At 67.3% G+C, this 15,989-nt stretch carries 13 protein-coding genes; 7 read left to right on the forward strand and 6 right to left on the reverse strand.

The genetic code is table 11. The annotated features are described in order from the left end of the window. Positions 1 to 100 precede the first annotated feature (100 nt). Positions 101 to 844, reverse strand: a complete 744-nt coding sequence (locus IAE58_RS11930) for a FadR/GntR family transcriptional regulator (protein WP_108753879.1) — start codon at positions 842 to 844, stop codon at positions 101 to 103. Between the two features lie 102 nt (positions 845 to 946). Then, positions 947 to 3,832, reverse strand: a complete 2,886-nt coding sequence (locus IAE58_RS11935; RefSeq protein WP_199933780.1) for a TonB-dependent receptor — start codon at positions 3,830 to 3,832, stop codon at positions 947 to 949. 313 nt (positions 3,833 to 4,145) lie between these two features. On the opposite strand from IAE58_RS11935, the gene IAE58_RS11940 reads away from it, so the two are divergent. The 5 genes from IAE58_RS11940 to IAE58_RS11960 are packed head-to-tail and all read left to right on the forward strand — an operon-like array spanning position 4,146 to position 11,040. Further along, positions 4,146 to 5,513, forward strand: coding sequence for a polysaccharide lyase 6 family protein (locus IAE58_RS11940; RefSeq protein WP_233614921.1), 1,368 nt, complete (start codon positions 4,146 to 4,148; stop codon positions 5,511 to 5,513). Further along, positions 5,510 to 7,738: an oligoalginate lyase gene (locus IAE58_RS11945; protein ID WP_199933782.1), complete on the forward strand. Its 2,229-nt coding sequence runs from the start codon at positions 5,510 to 5,512 to the stop codon at positions 7,736 to 7,738. The genes IAE58_RS11940 and IAE58_RS11945 overlap by 4 nt, the downstream gene beginning before the upstream one ends. Continuing rightward, the gene (locus IAE58_RS11950; RefSeq protein WP_199933783.1) at positions 7,735 to 9,039 is read left to right on the forward strand and encodes an MFS transporter; all 1,305 of its coding nucleotides are present in this window, start codon (positions 7,735 to 7,737) and stop codon (positions 9,037 to 9,039) included. Before IAE58_RS11945 ends, IAE58_RS11950 begins: the two co-directional genes overlap by 4 nt. Before the next feature lie 42 nt (positions 9,040 to 9,081). Continuing rightward, entirely contained in the window at positions 9,082 to 9,834 is a 753-nt protein-coding gene (locus tag IAE58_RS11955) for a glucose 1-dehydrogenase (protein ID WP_199933784.1), read from the forward strand. Between the two features lie 18 nt (positions 9,835 to 9,852). After that, positions 9,853 to 11,040 (forward strand): GDSL-type esterase/lipase family protein, encoded by a 1,188-nt coding sequence (locus IAE58_RS11960; RefSeq protein WP_199933785.1) that lies wholly within the window; start codon positions 9,853 to 9,855, stop codon positions 11,038 to 11,040. Positions 11,041 to 11,250: 210 nt separating this feature from the next. Here IAE58_RS11960 and IAE58_RS11965 read toward each other — a convergent pair whose 3' ends face one another. The 4 genes from IAE58_RS11965 to nudE are packed head-to-tail and all read right to left on the reverse strand — an operon-like array spanning position 11,251 to position 13,787. Then, positions 11,251 to 11,580 (reverse strand): YnfA family protein, encoded by a 330-nt coding sequence (locus IAE58_RS11965; RefSeq protein WP_108753886.1) that lies wholly within the window; start codon positions 11,578 to 11,580, stop codon positions 11,251 to 11,253. Further along, on the reverse strand, positions 11,577 to 12,410 hold the full coding sequence (mazG, locus tag IAE58_RS11970) for a nucleoside triphosphate pyrophosphohydrolase (RefSeq protein ID WP_199933786.1): 834 nt from the start codon (positions 12,408 to 12,410) through the stop codon (positions 11,577 to 11,579). The genes IAE58_RS11965 and mazG overlap by 4 nt, the downstream gene beginning before the upstream one ends. Before the next feature lie 13 nt (positions 12,411 to 12,423). Beyond that, entirely contained in the window at positions 12,424 to 13,227 is an 804-nt protein-coding gene (cysQ, locus tag IAE58_RS11975) for a 3'(2'),5'-bisphosphate nucleotidase CysQ (protein WP_199933787.1), read from the reverse strand. Continuing rightward, positions 13,224 to 13,787: an ADP compounds hydrolase NudE gene (nudE, locus tag IAE58_RS11980; RefSeq protein WP_199933788.1), complete on the reverse strand. Its 564-nt coding sequence runs from the start codon at positions 13,785 to 13,787 to the stop codon at positions 13,224 to 13,226. The genes cysQ and nudE overlap by 4 nt, the downstream gene beginning before the upstream one ends. A 77-nt stretch (positions 13,788 to 13,864) precedes the next feature. Here nudE and bioA point away from each other — a divergent pair, with 77 nt between their 5' ends. Together bioA and IAE58_RS11990 are read left to right on the forward strand one after the other, a co-directional pair. Continuing rightward, positions 13,865 to 15,256 (forward strand): adenosylmethionine--8-amino-7-oxononanoate transaminase, encoded by a 1,392-nt coding sequence (bioA, locus tag IAE58_RS11985; RefSeq protein ID WP_233614922.1) that lies wholly within the window; start codon positions 13,865 to 13,867, stop codon positions 15,254 to 15,256. Beyond that, positions 15,247 to 15,984 carry a 16S rRNA (uracil(1498)-N(3))-methyltransferase gene (locus IAE58_RS11990; protein WP_199933790.1) on the forward strand — a complete coding sequence of 246 codons (738 nt, stop codon included), beginning with the start codon at positions 15,247 to 15,249 and terminating at the stop codon, positions 15,982 to 15,984. The genes bioA and IAE58_RS11990 overlap by 10 nt, the downstream gene beginning before the upstream one ends. Positions 15,985 to 15,989 lie beyond the last annotated feature (5 nt).

The raw sequence follows: 15,989 nt of genomic DNA on the forward strand, positions 1-15,989 counted from the left end.
CCCCCCCCCCCCCCCCCCCCCCCCCCGACCCAGCTCGCAATGCCAGTCGACTCCACCGCCGGCCAACCCACGAGGGGCTGCGCCGTTGGCTGGAAACCCCTCAGATGCGGGTGGTGGCCAGGAACCGTTCGCGGTCCTGCTGGGTGCGGCGGCGGATTTCTTCCAGGGCCTGGCTTTCGGTCGCTGCCAGCATCGCCTCGAACAGACGCTGGAAGTGATGGCGCATGGCATTGCGCGCGGCCACCGGATCGCGGCTGCGCAGTGCTTCGAAGATGGCCATGTGTTCGTCGGCACGGCTGGCGCCGTCGTCATGGCAGACCCGCGCGTAGACCTCGGTCACCCGCGGCAGCTCGCTGCGCATGCGCCAGATCTGCTGCACGAAATATTCGACCACCGGATTGCCGGACAGGCGCGCGATGGTCAGGTGGAAACGGCGATCGAAGTCGCCCGCCTCGGCATCGGTCAGGTCGCGCCGGCACAGTGCTTCGGCCAGGACCTGCAGTTCGGCGATGCCCGCTTCATCGATGTTGCCGGCCGCCAGCGCCGCCGCTTCGGCCTCGAACACGGCACGGGCAGCGGTAAGGTCGAAGGCACTGACATCGGGCAGGCCGCCGCTGGCCTGCGCCGGGCGCGGCTTCACGTAAACGCCCGAACCGATGCGGATGGCGATCCAGCCCTGCGCTTCCAGGGCGATCTCGGCTTCGCGGATGGTCACCCGGCTGACGCCGAAACGCTCGGCCAGCTCACGCTCGCCCGGCAGGCGCGAACCCGGCGGGAATTCACCGCCCTCGATCAACGAGCGGAGTTTGGCGGCGATGGTCTGGTAGAGACGGTTGGCGGACATGCGGCTGACCCTTGGCGGTTCCCTCCGGGCCCGTCCCGGGCCACCGTGCGCGGTGCGGGTCCGGTTGGAGCGACGGCGCGACCTGTGGCCGCGCCGCCCTGTTCAGAACTTGTATCGTACACCGAAATACGCGCGTCGCCCGTAGCTCACCACTTCACGGAAGTTGCCGTAAAGCGGCTGGTAGGCCACGCGCGGTTCGTTGGTCAGGTTCATCAGCTCCAACGACAGCGACAGCTGTTTGCTGACCCGGTAGCGCATGCGCAGGTCCACGCTGGTGTTGTCATCGTAGTAGCGGTTCTGCTGCGCGGTGTTGCCGGTGAAATCCTGGTAGTAGTGCGAGCGGAACTTGCCGATGGCCTGGATGTTGAAGCGGCCGACGTCCCAGTAGATCGAGCCGGACAGCACGTGGCGCGAGAAACCGCTCAGCCCGGCCGGCGGCACGATGGCGGGAATGATGCTGCCATCGGCGGCTACCTGCTCGCCCAACCGCGAATCCTGGGTCTGGTAATCGGCATCGGCGTAGTTGTAGCTGACCTTGAAACCCAGCCCGTCGAATGGCTTGGGCAGATAGGACAGGCGGTGGGTGGCGGTCAGCTCGAAGCCGGTCAGCGTGCTGTCCTCATCGGTGGTGACCTGCTGGCGCACCGGTACGGTCACCGTCTGCCCGTTGAGGGTGTAGGTTTCCGGCACCAGCGCGGTGGCGGTGCCGCCGTTGAACTGCTTCCAGTACACCGCACCGGCCAGCATCGTGTCCGGGTTCGGGTACCACTCCAGCGACAGATCGCCGTTCCAGGACATCAACGGCTGCGCGGCCGGGTTGCCGCTGGCACTGATGTCATCCAGCGCGTCGGCCAGGTCGCTGTAGGTGGCATCGCTGCTGACATTGATGGTGCGCCCTGCCCCCAGCGCGGCGATATCCGGACGCGACATCGCGCGGTAGGCGCCCACCCGCAGCAGCAGGTCCGGTTGCAGTTCGAAGGCGGCATTCAGGCTGGGCAGCAGCTTGTCATTGCCGGCCTTGAAGACCTGGGTGGTGTAGTTGCCGGTGGGCTGCAGGCGAAGGGTGCCATCGCCGTTGTCCAGCACCACAAGATCGGTGCGCACGCCTTCGGAACGTACATCGGTCTTCACCCAGCGCACGCCGACGTTGCCGCTGACCGGCAGGCCCAGCAGGGTGCTGCTGAATTCGCCCATCAGGTACAGCGCGCGGGTCTTTTCAGTGACATCGACGTTGTTGGGATCCTGGAAATCCGGATCCAGGCCGCTGGCCAGGCTGCCGCGGAACGACTGGTACAGGCAGTCCGGGTCGAAGTACACCCAGGACGAGATCGTGTTGCCACTGGAGGCGTCCATGAAGTCGTTCTGCGGGAACGGCGCACGGCACGCCTTGTTCGCCGCGATGATCTTCGCCTTGTCGGCGGCCACGCGCGGGTCGTAGTCGGTCACCAGGGTGTTGTCGCGCAGGCGGTAGTCGGCCTGGCTGGCGCGCAACCCGCCCTTGATGCGGGTGAAGAAGCCCGACTCGGGCGTGAAGCTGGTATCGAAGCGGCCGGCCTTGATCTTGTGATCGTTCTCGGTGGCGCTGGAAGTCACCCGCGCCGCACCCGAGTACGCATCCCAGTTGTTGACATCGAAGTTGGGCGCCAGCGCGATGCTGGGCACCTCGCCGTGCCAATCCCAGTCGTAGTCCACGTAACCGGTGGCGCCGCTGCTGATGCCGGGCACCACGGCGTTGTTGACGTCGCGCTGGTTGGCGCGCAGGCGGGTCATGCGCTCGCTGTCCAGGCGGTTGGTGTGCGAGTAGGAAAGGTCGGTGGTCAGTTCCCAGGCCGGGCTGGGCCGCAGGATCAGGTTCAGGCCGCCACCGGTGTACTCCTCGCCGCGCCAGTAGCGGTTGGACGTGGAATCGATGGACGTGCTGCCGTGCAGGTGGCGCACGATGCCGTTCTTGTCCACCTCGCGCTGGGTGATGCCGCGGCGGGCGTTGGACAGGCTCAGGTCGCTGCGGTTTTCATACCAGTTGCGGTCGGTATGCTCGAAGTCCACGTTCAGCTCGACCACATCGTTGGGCCGCCACTGGATCGCGGCGAACTCGCTCTGGCGGTCGTTGCGTTCCTGTTTCAAGCGGTAGATGCGGCTGCTGGGCACCAGGTAGTACGGCGCCCCGTTGGCGATGGCCTGCGCACTCACTTCGTTGCAGTTGGCGTTGGCCACGTTCTGCGCGCCGTTGCAGGCGTACCAGGTGGAGCCGCTGGTGATGCTTTCTTCCGGGTCGGTGCCGTCCAGCCGCTGGAAGCCCAGCGAGATGCCCAGCTTCTGGCCATCGCCGAACTCGAACTGATCGATGTAGCTGGCGGTGCCGCGGTAGCCGATGCCATCGTCGTCGCGGTACTTCTTGTCATACTCGGCCCAGCTGCCGCGCAGGTCGATCTGCGCCGCACGCTTGCCGTATTCCAGCGGACGCACGGTTTCCAGGCCGATGGTGCCGGCCACGCCGCCCTCGATGATGTCCGCACGCTGGGTCTTGTAGATGGCCACCGTGTTGACCAGTTCGGCCGGGAACATGTTGAAGTTGACCGAACGATCGCCGCTGCCGTTGGTGATCTCGCGGCCGTTGAAATTGGTGCTGCTGAGGAACGCGCCGAGGCCGCGGATGGAAATTTCAGAAGCGCCGGTCTTGTCACGGGTGGATGCTGCGCCGGTGAGGGTTTCGATCGCATCGGCCAACGACGGTGCCGGCAGGTCGCCAATGTCATCGGCCGACAGCACATCGGCAATGACCGTGTCGTCGCGCTTCTTGTTGATCGAACTCTGCATGGATTCGCGGATGCCGGTGACCTGCACCTGGTCCAGCGTGGTCGCGTCCTGCTCCTGCGCGGCCGACTGCGCCTGTACGGTGGGCACGGCCGCCAGCGCTGCCAGCAGTGCCACGATCAGTGGCGTGGGGCACAACGAGGTGTTGCGTACTGCTCCGGCGGTTCGCCGCATGGTCTCCTCCTCCCAAAGGATCGCCTGGATGGCAGGCGTGGGACGCAGCTTCGGCACGCCGATGGCAAGTTGTCAACCAATTGGACTGGGTTTTTATTAATACCTTTGTTCCAGACCAATTCACGGTCAACTTATGTGCTGATGCAGCATGACTTTGCGCGAAAGCTGGCTTACAAAAGACCCCAAAGTGGTATACATACCCGCCCCGAAACGACACTCACACTGTCCCTGGAAGGTTCGCATGCGCCTCTTATCGCTACCGCACCGCCGTTCCAAACCATTTTCGGTTTCCTGCCTGACCACTGGACTGGCAATGTGCCTGTCCACTTTTTCGGCACAGGCCGCCAGCTGGCTGGTGCACGACGCCGCCGAGTTCACCACCGCAGCGGCCGCCCTGCAGCCCGGTGACGAGATCGTGCTGGCCGATGGCACCTGGACCGATACCCGCTTGCTGCTGAAGGGACAGGGCACGGCGGCGGCGCCGATCGTGCTGCGCGCACAGACCCCGGGCAAGGTGATCCTGAGCGGTCGCTCCGACCTTCGCCTCGCGGGCAGCTACCTGCAGGTGGCCAACCTGGTGTTCCGCGATGGCTACACCCCCGGCGATTCGGTAGTGGCCTTCCGCGAATCGAGCAAGGCCGTGGCCACCCACAGCCGGGTAACCGGGCTGGTGATCGACGATTACAGCAACCCCGATGCCAGCGACCAGGACTACTGGGTTTCGTTGTACGGCAGCCACAACCGCCTGGACCACAGCCAGCTGCGCGGCAAGACCAACGCCGGCCCGACCGTGGTGGTGGTGCGCGATGCCACCCAGGGCCTGGACAACCAGCACCGCATCGACCACACCTGGTTCGGGCCGCGCCCGGCGCTGGGCGTGAACGGCGGCGAGACGATACGCGTGGGCACCAGCGATACCTCGCTGAGCGATTCCAACAGCACCATCGAGAACAACTGGTTCGAAGGCTGCGACGGCGAAACCGAGATCATCAGCAACAAGTCCGGTGGCAATACCTATCGCGGCAACGTGTTCTACCGTTCGGCCGGTGCGCTCACCCTGCGCCATGGCAACGGCAACCGCGTGCTGGACAACGTGTTCCTGGGCGATGACAAGGCTGGCACCGGCGGCGTGCGCGTGATCAACGCCGACCAGACCGTCAGCAACAACTACTTCGAGCGCCTGGCCGGTTCCAGCAACCGCGCCGCGCTGGCGGTGATGGACGCCCAGGCCAACCCGCCGCTGTCTGGCTACGCGCCGGTAGTGAACGCCACGATCAGCCGCAACACCTTCGTGGATGTGGCCCGGATCAGCTTCGGCGTCGGCCACGACCCGGCCAAGGGCCTGGACGTGGCCGCCAGCAACAGCCGCTTCAGCGCCAACCTGATCGTCAACCGCAACAGCAAAAATCCCCCCACCGCCGCCAGTTCGCTGGCGGGCATCACCTTCGCCGGCAACCTGCAGTCACCGCAGGCCAGCACGGTGTTTCCCGGCGGGGTGGCCAGTGCCACCGTCACCCTGCAACAGGCCGCCAGCGGCCTGTGGGTGCCCAGCCCTGCCCTGCCGGCCGTGGGTGCCGAGCCGGCACTGACGATGACCGCGCGCGAAGCAACCGGGGTGGACTGGTACCCCAAGGTGGGCGAGGTTGCCCTGTCACGCACCAACACCGGAGTTGATCGATGAGGTTGCAGCCGCTGTTCATTTCCCTGGCCCTGGCGCTGCCCGCTGCCGTGTTGCCGGCCCTGCCGCTGCACGCGGCACCTGCGCCCGCCGCACGCCAAGCCGACACCGCACCGGTGCTGGTGACCGCTGCGCAGTGGCAGCAGATGGCCAGCGAAGGCAGCCGCTACCCCTGGTTCGCCAAGGAGCAGGCGCGTGCGGAAAAATCGCTGAAGAAGATGATGAAGGCCGGCATCGACGTGCCGGTGCCGAAGGACAAGGGCGGCGGCCGCACCCACGAACAGCACAAGCGCAATTACCAGGCACTGCTGGCGGCCGGCACGCTGTACCGGCTGACCGGTGACAAGGCCTATGTGGACTACGCGCGCGACATGCTGCTGCAGTACGCCAAGCTCTACCCCACCCTGGGCCCGCACCCCGAAGGCCGCGGACAGATTCCAGGCCGCGTGTTCTGGCAGGTGCTGAACGATTCGGTGTGGCTGGTGAACGCGATCCAGGGCTACGACGCGATCCGCGATGCGCTGCCCGCCGCCGACCGCCAGACCATCGAATCACAGGTGTTCCGGCCGATGGCCGAATTCCTGGTGAGCGAGCCGAAGAACTACGACCAGATCCACAACCATGCGACCTGGGCGGTCGCGGCCACCGGCATGACCGGCTATGTGCTGCGTGACCAGGAACTGGTGGAAAAATCGCTGCGCGGCAGCCAGAAGAATGACCAGTTCGGCTTCCTGCGCCAGGTCGACCTGCTGTTCTCGCCCGATGGCTATTACGAAGAGGGCCCGTACTACCAGCGCTATGCCCTGGCGCCGTTCCTGCTGTTCGCCAATGCCATCGAGCGCAACGAACCGCAGCGGAAGATCTTCCAGCGCCGCGATGGCGTGCTGCTGAAGGCGGTGGATGTGCTGGTGCAGACCAGCTATGACGGCCTGTTCTTCCCGATCAACGATGCGATCCTGGACAAGGGCATCGACACCGAGGAGCTGGTGGCCGGCATCGGCATTGCTTATGCGCGCAGCGGCGATGATCGCCTGCTGTCGGTAGCGCAGAAACAGAAACGGCTGCTGCTTTCACCCGAGGGCCTGCAGGTGGCGCAGGCATTGGCGGCCAACAAGGCCAAACCCTTCGACTTCCGGCCCATGCTGCTGCGCGATGGCCCGGCCGGCGACCGCGGTGGCCTGGCGATCCTGCGCATGAACGGTGAACGCGGCCAGGCGCTGGTGCAGAAAGACACCATGCAGGGCATGGGCCATGGGCATTTCGACAAGCTCAACTGGCTGTTCTATGACAATGGCAACCCGGTGGTGACCGACTACGGCGCGGCCCGCTTCCTGAACGTGGAAGCCAAGCGCGGCGGCATCTACCTGGCCGAGAACCGCAGCTGGGCCAAGCAGACCGTGGCCCACAACACCCTGGTGGTGAACGAGACCAGCCACTTCAAGGGCGACTGGAAGCGCGGCGAAGCGCATGCACCGCAGATGCGCTTCTTCCAGGCCGACGCCGATACCCAGATTGCCTCGGCCAGCATGCGCGATGCCTACCCCGGCGTGGTGTTCACCCGCACCCAGGCGCTGCTGCGCCACCCCGAACTGGGCCTGCCGGTGGTGCTGGACCTGCTGCAGGTGCACGGCGACAAGGCCGCGCGCTACGACCTGCCGCTGCACTTCAACGGCCACATCGTCACCACCGGCTTCGAGGCTGAGCATTTCCCGGCGCAGCGGCCGGTGCTGGGCAGCGACAACGGTTACCAGCACCTGTGGCTGGATGCGCGCAGCAAGGCCGGCAGTGAACCGCGCACGCTGGCCTGGCTGCTGGATGGGCGCTTCTACACCTATCGCTTCGGCAGCAGTGCGCCTGCACAGGCCCTGCTGGTGGAAAGCGGCGCCAACGATCCGGAATTCAACCTGCGCCGCGAACCGGCCCTGCTGCAACGCGTGGAAGGGCAGAAGGACGTGACCTTCTACAGCGTGCTGGAGCCGCATGGCGAGTACAACGGCACCGCCGAGTACGTGCACGGTGCGGACAGCCGCATCAAGGAGATCGTGCGCGGCCGTGGCAGCGATGCCGAGGTGATCGAACTGCGCCTGGCCAGCGGCGCCCGCATCGCCCTGGGCGTGGCCGACGACAGCACCGCCAAGGGCGAGCACAGCGTGACCGTCGATGGCCACGTCTATCGCTGGAGCGGCAGCCACGCGCGCATGGACCGCAGCAAGGGTGAAGCGCGATGAATGGCCCGGCGGTGGTATCCACGCTGCGCAAGGTGCCGGTGCGTTCGGCCGTGCGCTGGCTGATTGTCGGTCTGATCGCCGTGGCCACGGTGATCAACTACATCGACCGCAACGCCCTGGCGGTGATGTGGCCGGAGATCGCCAAGGAAGTGGGCGCAACCAAGGATGATTACGCGCTGCTGGTAACGGTGTTCATGCTGTTCTACGCGGCCGGCCAGTTCCTGTTCGGCCGCCTGTTCGACATGATCGGTACGCGGCTGGGCTTTGCCCTGTCGATCAGCGTGTGGTCGATCTCCATCGCCCTGCATGCGGTCACCCATTCGATCCTGTCCTTCAGCCTGGTGCGCGCGATGCTGGGCATCAGCGAGGCCGGTGCATGGCCGGGCGCGGTGAAGGCCAATGCGGAATGGTTCCCGGCGCGCGAACGGGCGCTGGCGCAGGGCGTGTTCAATGCCGGTGCGTCGGTAGGCGCGATTGTCTCTGCGCCAGCCATTGCCGGCCTGTACCTGTGGCTGGGCTGGCGCGGCACCTTCGTGCTGGTTGGTGCCATCGGCTTCCTGTGGCTGCTGCCGTGGCTGTTCGTCTACCGCGCCGGGCCGGACAAGCACCCCTGGGTGAGCGACGCCGAGCGCCGATTGATACAGGAAGACCAGGCCGGGCAGCAGGCGGTGGCCGCGCCGAAGGTGAGCGTGCGTGCGCTACTTGCCCATCGGCAGAGCTGGGGCATGCTGGCCTGCCGCTTCCTGCTGGACCCGATCTGGTGGCTGTTCGTTTCGTGGCTGCCGATCTACCTGGCCGAAACATTCGGCTTTGACATCAAGCAGATCGGCCTGTTCGCCTGGGTGCCCTTCGTCGGCGCCATGCTGGGCAGCCTGACCGGTGGCTGGTTGTCGGGCCGGCTGATCCGCGCCGGGCACAGCGTGGACCGCGCGCGCAAGCAGTCCATCTCGCTGGGCTGCCTGATCATGGCCCCGGCCCTGCTGGGCGCAGTGCTGGCCAACCAGCCGCTGCTGGCGGTGCTGGCCATTGCCGCGGTGCTGTTCGGCTTCCAGGTGGCAATCGGCAACATCCAGACCCTGCCGGGCGATCTGTTCGACGGTCGTTCGGTGGGCACCCTGGCCGGCCTGGGTGGACTGGCCGCCGTGGCCGGCACCCTGATCACCACCTGGCTGGTGCCGGTGCTGACCCGCCATTCCTACGCGCCCATTTTCATTCTTGTCGCCGCCCTGGTGCCGCTGTCGCTGGCCGCGCTGTGGTGGTGGACCGGCCCGATCCACAAGCTCGACCGCCCCGGCCGTTGAGCCCACGTTTTTCATTCCCCCACAAACCAAGGAGTTTCCCGCATGTCGTTCAAGGACAAGGTGGCCATCGTCACCGGTGGTGGCCGTGATATCGGTCGCGCCGTCTCGATCAAGCTGGCCGCCGCCGGTGCCCGCGTGTGCATCAACTACGCCAACGACGAAGCCAGCGCGCAGGACACGCTGGCCGCCATCCAGGCCGCCGGTGGCAAGGCCATCGTGCACCGCGCCGACGTGACCGACGCTGCTGCCGTGGCCGGCCTGGTGGCCGCCACCCAGGCCGCGTTCGGTGAGCGCATCGACCTGCTGGTGAACGTGGCCGGCGGCATGGTGCAGCGCCGCCCGCTGGCCGACATCGACCCGGCGTTCTTCCACACCGTGATGGACCTGAACCTCACCTCCACCTACCTGACCACGCACGCGGTGGTGCCGCACATGGGCGAAGGCGCGGCCATCGTGAATTTCGCCTCGCAGGCAGGGCGCGATGGCGGCGGCCCGGGCGCTTCGATCTATGCCACGGCCAAGGCAGCGGTGATGACCTTCACCCGTGCCATGGCCAAGGAACTGGGGCCGAAGGGCATCCGCGTGAATGCACTGTGCTGCGGCATGATCGCCACCCGCTTCCACGATGAATTCACCAAGCCGGAAGTGCGCACGGCGGTAGCCGGTGCGACCCCGCTGCGCCGCCAGGGCGTGCCGGAAGAAGCGGCGGATGCGGCGGTGTTCCTGGCCTCGGACGCAGCGGCCTTCATCACCGGTGCGAACCTGGATGTGAACGGCGGCACCTACTTCTCCTGACCTGAGCGGACCCTTCCCATGCAGCGCTGGATCACCCTGCTTTCGCTGGCTCTCGGCGCTGCCGTGGCCGCCCCCGACACCCAGGCCGCACCGGTCTGGGTGACCGCCTGGACCGCGTCACCGGCGCCGGACCGCAAGGACGGCACTGCCGAGGCGCCGGTGCAGTTCGCCGCGCAGACGGTACGCCAGGACATGCGCGTGGGCAGCCGTGGCGATGCGCTGCGGCTGCGCATCAGCAACGAACTGGGCACCACACCGCTGCGCGTGGAAGATGTGCGCGTGCAGTTGAAGGGTGGAAAGGCTGCGCCGCTGGCGGTGACGGTGGATGGACGCAGCGCGATCGAGGTGCCGGTGGGTGCAGCGCTGTTGAGCGATCCGCTGCCGCTGCGGCTGGGCGCGCTGCAGGAAATCAGCGTGACCGCGTGGTTCCCGCAGCCGACACGGCCGGCCGTGCGCCGCACGGTGGTGCGGGTGGTGGATGGCCCGCAGGCCAGCGTGGCCGATGCGGTGAAGGTGAGTTACCAGCAGAACGTGTTTTCTGCGGTGCTGGTGCAACGCACCGACCGACCGCAGGTGATCGTCGCCCTGGGCGATTCGATCACCGAAGGCGCCACGGCCCGGCGCGGCTCGTTCAACCAATGGCCCGAGCGGCTGGGCGAGCGCCTGCAACAGGCCTGCCCGGACCGTTTCGTGGTGCTCAACCAGGGCATCAGCGGCAACAAACTGCTGGACCACGGCCGCAGCCACAGCGCGCTGTCGCGCCTGGATCGCGACGTGATCGCGGTGGCCGATGCCGATCAGGTGATCCTGTTCGAAGGCATCAATGACATCCGCAATGGTGGGGGTGCCAAGCCGTTGCCAGGTCGCAACGCAGCGGACATGCTGCTGGGTTACCGGCAGGTGGCGGCGCGGCTGCAGGCGCATGGCATTCGCGCATGGCTGGGCACGCTGACTCCCTTTGGCGGTTCCGAGCGCTACGAGCCGGTGTCGGCAGCGACACGCACGGCCATCAACCAGTGGGCGCGTGGCAAGGACACCGGCTTCGATGGCGTGGTCGATTTCGACGCGGCGCTGCGTGACCCGGCGGCGCCGGAAGCCTTGCCGGGCGACATCACCCGCGACCACCTGCATCCCAATGATGAAGGCTACCGGCGCATGGCCGAAGCGATCGACCTGCGCATGCTGGGCTGCCAGGCCCCGCGTTGAAGCGCTGTTGTAGAGTCGAGCCATGCTCGACTGCCTCCAGGCTTCGGTAGAGTCGAGCTTGCTCGACTGTTTCCAGCAAAAGCAGTCGAGCAAGCTCGACTCTACAATTCCCAGCAGTCGAGCAAGCTCGACTCTACGGAAGAGCAGAAGCGGCCGAGCAGGGTTCGACGCCGCAGCAAGAAACAGTCGAGCATGGCTCGACTCTACCGTTCACGGGGTGGCGGCGCGCGGGCCGAACATGATCACGGCCATGCCGGCCAGGCACAGGGCGGCGCCCAGCAGATCCCAGCGGCTGGGGCGGATGCCGTCCACCAGCCACAGCCAGAACAACGCGGTGCCGATGTACACGCCACCGTAGGCGGCGTACACACGCCCGCTGGCGGTGGGGTGCAGGGTCAGCAGCCAGGCGAACAGGGCCAGGCTGGCCGCCGCCGGCAGCAGCAGCCACGCGCTGCCGCCCTTGCGCAGCCACAGCCACGGCAGATAGCAGCCGACAATTTCGGCCAGCGCGGTCAGCAGAAACAGACCCAGCGTTTTCACGCTTTTTCCGCGGCCTTGGCGTGCTGCCAGAGGGCTTCCTGCGCATCCAGGTCCAACCCCGCCAGCGCTCCCCCCTGCGCCTCGGCCTGCGCTTCCATGGCGCGGAAGCGGCGCTCGAACTTGTGGTTGGCCCCACGCAGCGCCGCGCCCAGATCAATATCGGCATGGCGGGCCAGGTTGGCGCAGACGAACAGCAGGTCGCCCAGTTCCTCCTGCAGCCGCGCCTTGTTGCCGGCAACATCACCGCGCTCGAACTCCTCGCGCAGTTCCTGCAGTTCCTCGGCGGCCTTGTCCAGCACCGGCAACGGGCCGGGCCAATCGAAGCCGACGCGCGCGGCGCGTGCCTGCAGTTTCACCGCACGCTGCCATTCGGGCAGGCCGCGCGAGATGCCGGCCAGCGCCGAGCCATCCTGGTCACCCTTGGCCGCACGTTCGGCACGCTTGATCGCATCCCAGTTGCGCATCACGCCATCGGCGTCGTCCACGTTCACATCGGCGAACACGTGCGGGTGGCGGCGCTGCATCTTGTCACTGATCGCGCGGGCGACATCGGCGAAGGCGAAGCTGCCCTGCTCTTCGGCCATGCGCGCATGGAACACCACCTGCAGCAGCAGGTCGCCCAGTTCATCGCACAGGTCGTCGAAGTCGCCGCGGTCGATGGCATCGGCCACTTCATAGGCCTCTTCGATGGTGTACGGCGCAATGGTGCTGAAATCCTGCTGCAGATCCCACGGGCAGCCGCCCTGCGGATCGCGCAGGCGCGCCATGATGCCCAGCAGGCGCTCCAGTTCGGTGCTGGCGGCACTGCCGGCGGTGGGGGTATCGCTCATGCAGCCTCCAGGTTCAGTCGGTCAACCAGTCGCGCCACGGCAGGCTGGTGTCGCCCAGGGCGATGAAATCGCCATTGAGCAGCGTGCTGCGGCGGTTGTAGCGGAAGGGCTTGCCGGTATGCGCCGACAGCACGGCACCGCCCGCGGCATGCAGTACGCACTGGCCGGCGGCGGTGTCCCATTCCGAGGTGGGACCCAGCCGCGGATAGACATCCAGACCGCCTTCGGCGATCCGGCAGAATTTCAGCGACGAGCCCTGCACCACCGTTTCGATGTCGCCCATGCGCTGCAGCAGCGCGATGGTTTCCGGCGAGCGGTGCGAGCGGCTGGCCGCCACCCGCAACGGCGTGGTGGCCGGGCTGCGGGTGCGCAGCACGGTGTCGTGCAGGCCCTGGCGGCGGTAGGCCAGTTCGCCGCGCATGGCGTGCCAGACGATGCCGGTGACCGGCGCCTGCACCACGCCGAACGCCGGTGCGCCCTGGTAGATCAGCGCGATGTTGACGCTGAACTCGCCGTTGCGCTTGACGAAATCACGGGTGCCATCCAGCGGATCGACCAGCCAGTACGCGCCCCAATGCTGGCGTTGTTCCCAGGGCACCAGCGCCGATTCTTCGGAAAGGATGGGCAGATCCGGGGTGAGCTGGCGCAGGCCCTGCTGGATGACACGGTCGGCGGCCAGGTCAGCCGCGGTGACCGGGCTGTCGTCGGCCTTCAGGGTCACGTCGAAACCGCTGCTGTAGACCTGCATGATCGCCTGCCCGGCTTCCTGGGCGACGGCGATGGCGGTCTCGCGCAGTTCGGTGGTCAGCTTGATCATTGGGCCACCTGCAGCCACTGCCGCGCAATGAACAGCGCGGCCAGCGAACGGCCTTCGGAAAAGTCTTCGCGCAGCATCAGCTGGTCCAGCTCGGCCAGCTTCCACGGCACCACTTCCAGCTCTTCGGGCTCATCGCCAGCCAGCTTTTCCGGGTACAGGTCGCGTGCCACCACCAGCCACGACTGGTGGCTCATGTAGGTCGGGGCCAGGGTCATCGCGCGCAGCACGTCCACGCGCCGCGCACCGTAACCGGCCTCTTCCTTCAGTTCGCGGTCGGCGGCCTGTTCCGGGGTTTCGCCCGCATCGATGCGGCCCTTCACCAGGCCCAGCTCGTAGCGGTGTACACCGGCGGCGTATTCACGCACCAGCAGTACGGTCTGGTCATCCAGCATCGGCACCACCACCACCGCGCCATGGCCGCGACTGACCAGGCGCTCGAAGCGCCGGTGTTCGCCGTTGGAAAACTCCAGGTCCAGGTGCTGGCGCTGGAACGGGCCGTTTTCCTCGTCGGTGATCCGATGGATGATCGGCAGGCGACGGCTGGCGCGGTCATCGGTCATTCGGACTCTCCACGGCGGGCGGCGCGCGCGCCGGGGCCGATAGAATGGGCAGGCAGCAACATGTTCATGAGCCCGAAATGCTAGCAGACCCAACCCCTTCCCCGCTGGCCCGGCAGTGGCGGCAACGCGACCTGCAGGTGCTCTGGCACCCCTGCACGCAGATGCGCGAGCACCCGGACACCCTGCCGCTGGTGCCGATCGCGCGCGGCCAGGGCGCCTGGCTGATCGATCACGATGGCAACCGCTACCTGGATGCGGTCAGCAGCTGGTGGACAAACCTGTTCGGTCACGCCGAACCGCGCATCGGCGGCGCCATTGCCGCCCAGGCCGGGCAGCTGGAACAGGTGATGCTGGCCGGGTTCAGCCATGAACCGGCGATCACCCTGGCCGAGCGCCTGCTGGCGCTGGCGCCGCGCCAGGCCGGGCGCGATCCGCTGGCCAAGGTGTTCTTCGCCGACAACGGCTCGGCCGGGGTGGAAGTGGCGCTGAAGATGGCCTTCCAGTATTTCCAGAACCGCGGGGAGCGCCGGCGCACGCGTTTCATCGCGCTGGAGAACGGCTACCACGGCGAAACCCTGGGCGCGCTGGCGCTGGGCGATATCCCGCTGTACCGCCGCGTGTATGCGCCGCTGCTGGCAGAAGGCCTGTTCGCGCCCTCGCCCGACGCCTACCTGGCCGAGCCCGGGCAGAGCGCCACTGAGCGCGCCCTGCAGGCCGCCGACGGCCTGGCCACGCTGTTCGACCAGCACCCGGGCGAAATCTGCGCGGTGATCCTGGAACCGCGCCTGCAGTGCGCCGGCGGCATGCGCATGTACGACCCGGTGTATCTGAAGCGGGTGCGCGAGCTGTGCGACGCGCACGGTGCGTTCATGATCGCCGATGAGATCGCCACCGGCTTTGGCCGCACCGGCACCCTGTTCGCCTGCGAACAGGCCGGGGTGATGCCCGACCTGATGTGCCTGTCCAAGGGCCTGACCGGCGGCTTCCTGCCGCTGGCCGCGGTGCTGGCCACCCAGGCGCTGTACGACGCATTCCTGGACGAGTCACGCGAGCGCGCGTTCCTGCACTCGCACAGCTATACCGGCAACCCGCTGGCCTGCGCGGCCGCCCTGGCCACGCTGGACATCTTCCGCGACGAGGACGTGATTGCCCGCAACCGCGGCATCGCGTCGGTGATGGGCGCCCTGGCCGCGCCGCTGGCCGACCATGCGCACGTGGCCGATGTGCGCCAGGCCGGCATGGTGGTGGCGTTTGAACTGTCGCGCAACGGCGATCGCCGCACGCCGTTCGATCCGGCATTGCGGCTGGGCCTGCACGCCTACAAGGCGGCGCTGAAGCGCGGCGTGGTGCTGCGCCCGCTGGGCGATGTGCTGTACTGGATGCCACCGTATTGTGTGGACGACGAACAACTGGAACTGCTGGCCCACACCACGCTGGCAGCCATCGACGAGGCAATTGCATGCGCGTGACCCGCTGTCCCATCGACCTGCCGCTGCACAGCGGCCAGACCCTGACGCTGCCCGAAGACACCGCCAACCACCTGGTACGGGTGATGCGCCTGCGCGAGGGCGATGCCTGCGTGCTGTTCAATGGCGATGGCCACGACTACAGCGCCGTGCTGACCGTGGCCGGCAAGCGCGAGGTGCAGGTGCGCATCGACGCCGTGCAGGCCGTCGGCACTGAATCGCCGCTGGCCATCACCCTGCTGCAGGGCGTGGCGCGCGGCGAGAAGATGGACCTGATCCTGCAGAAAGCCACCGAACTGGGCGTGGCGGCGATCGTGCCGGTGAATGCCGAGCGTACCGAAGTGAAGCTGGACGCCGCCCGCGCGGAAAAGCGCGTGGCGCACTGGAACAACGTGGTGACCTCGGCCTGTGGCCAGTCCGGGCGTGCGCGCATTCCGGCGGTGGGCACGCCGCTGTCGCTGGCACAGGCGACGGCAGCGTTGCCGGCCGACACCCTGCGCTTGACCCTGGACCCGCTGGGCAGCCATCGCCTGTCCACGCTGCAGGCCGCACCGGCGGGGGGCGTGGTGATTGCCATCGGGCCGGAAGGGGGCTGGTCGCCGCGTGACCGCGATCAGCTGGCCCAAGCCGGTTTCCAGGGCCTGCAGCTGGGGCCGCGCATCCTGCGCACCGAAACCGCCGGCCTGGCCGCGATTGCGGCGTTGCAGGCGCGGCTGGGGGATCTGGGGTAAGGGAC

This window comes from Stenotrophomonas sp. S49, from assembly GCF_016624905.1.
Taxonomy (GTDB): Bacteria; Pseudomonadota; Gammaproteobacteria; order Xanthomonadales; family Xanthomonadaceae; genus Stenotrophomonas.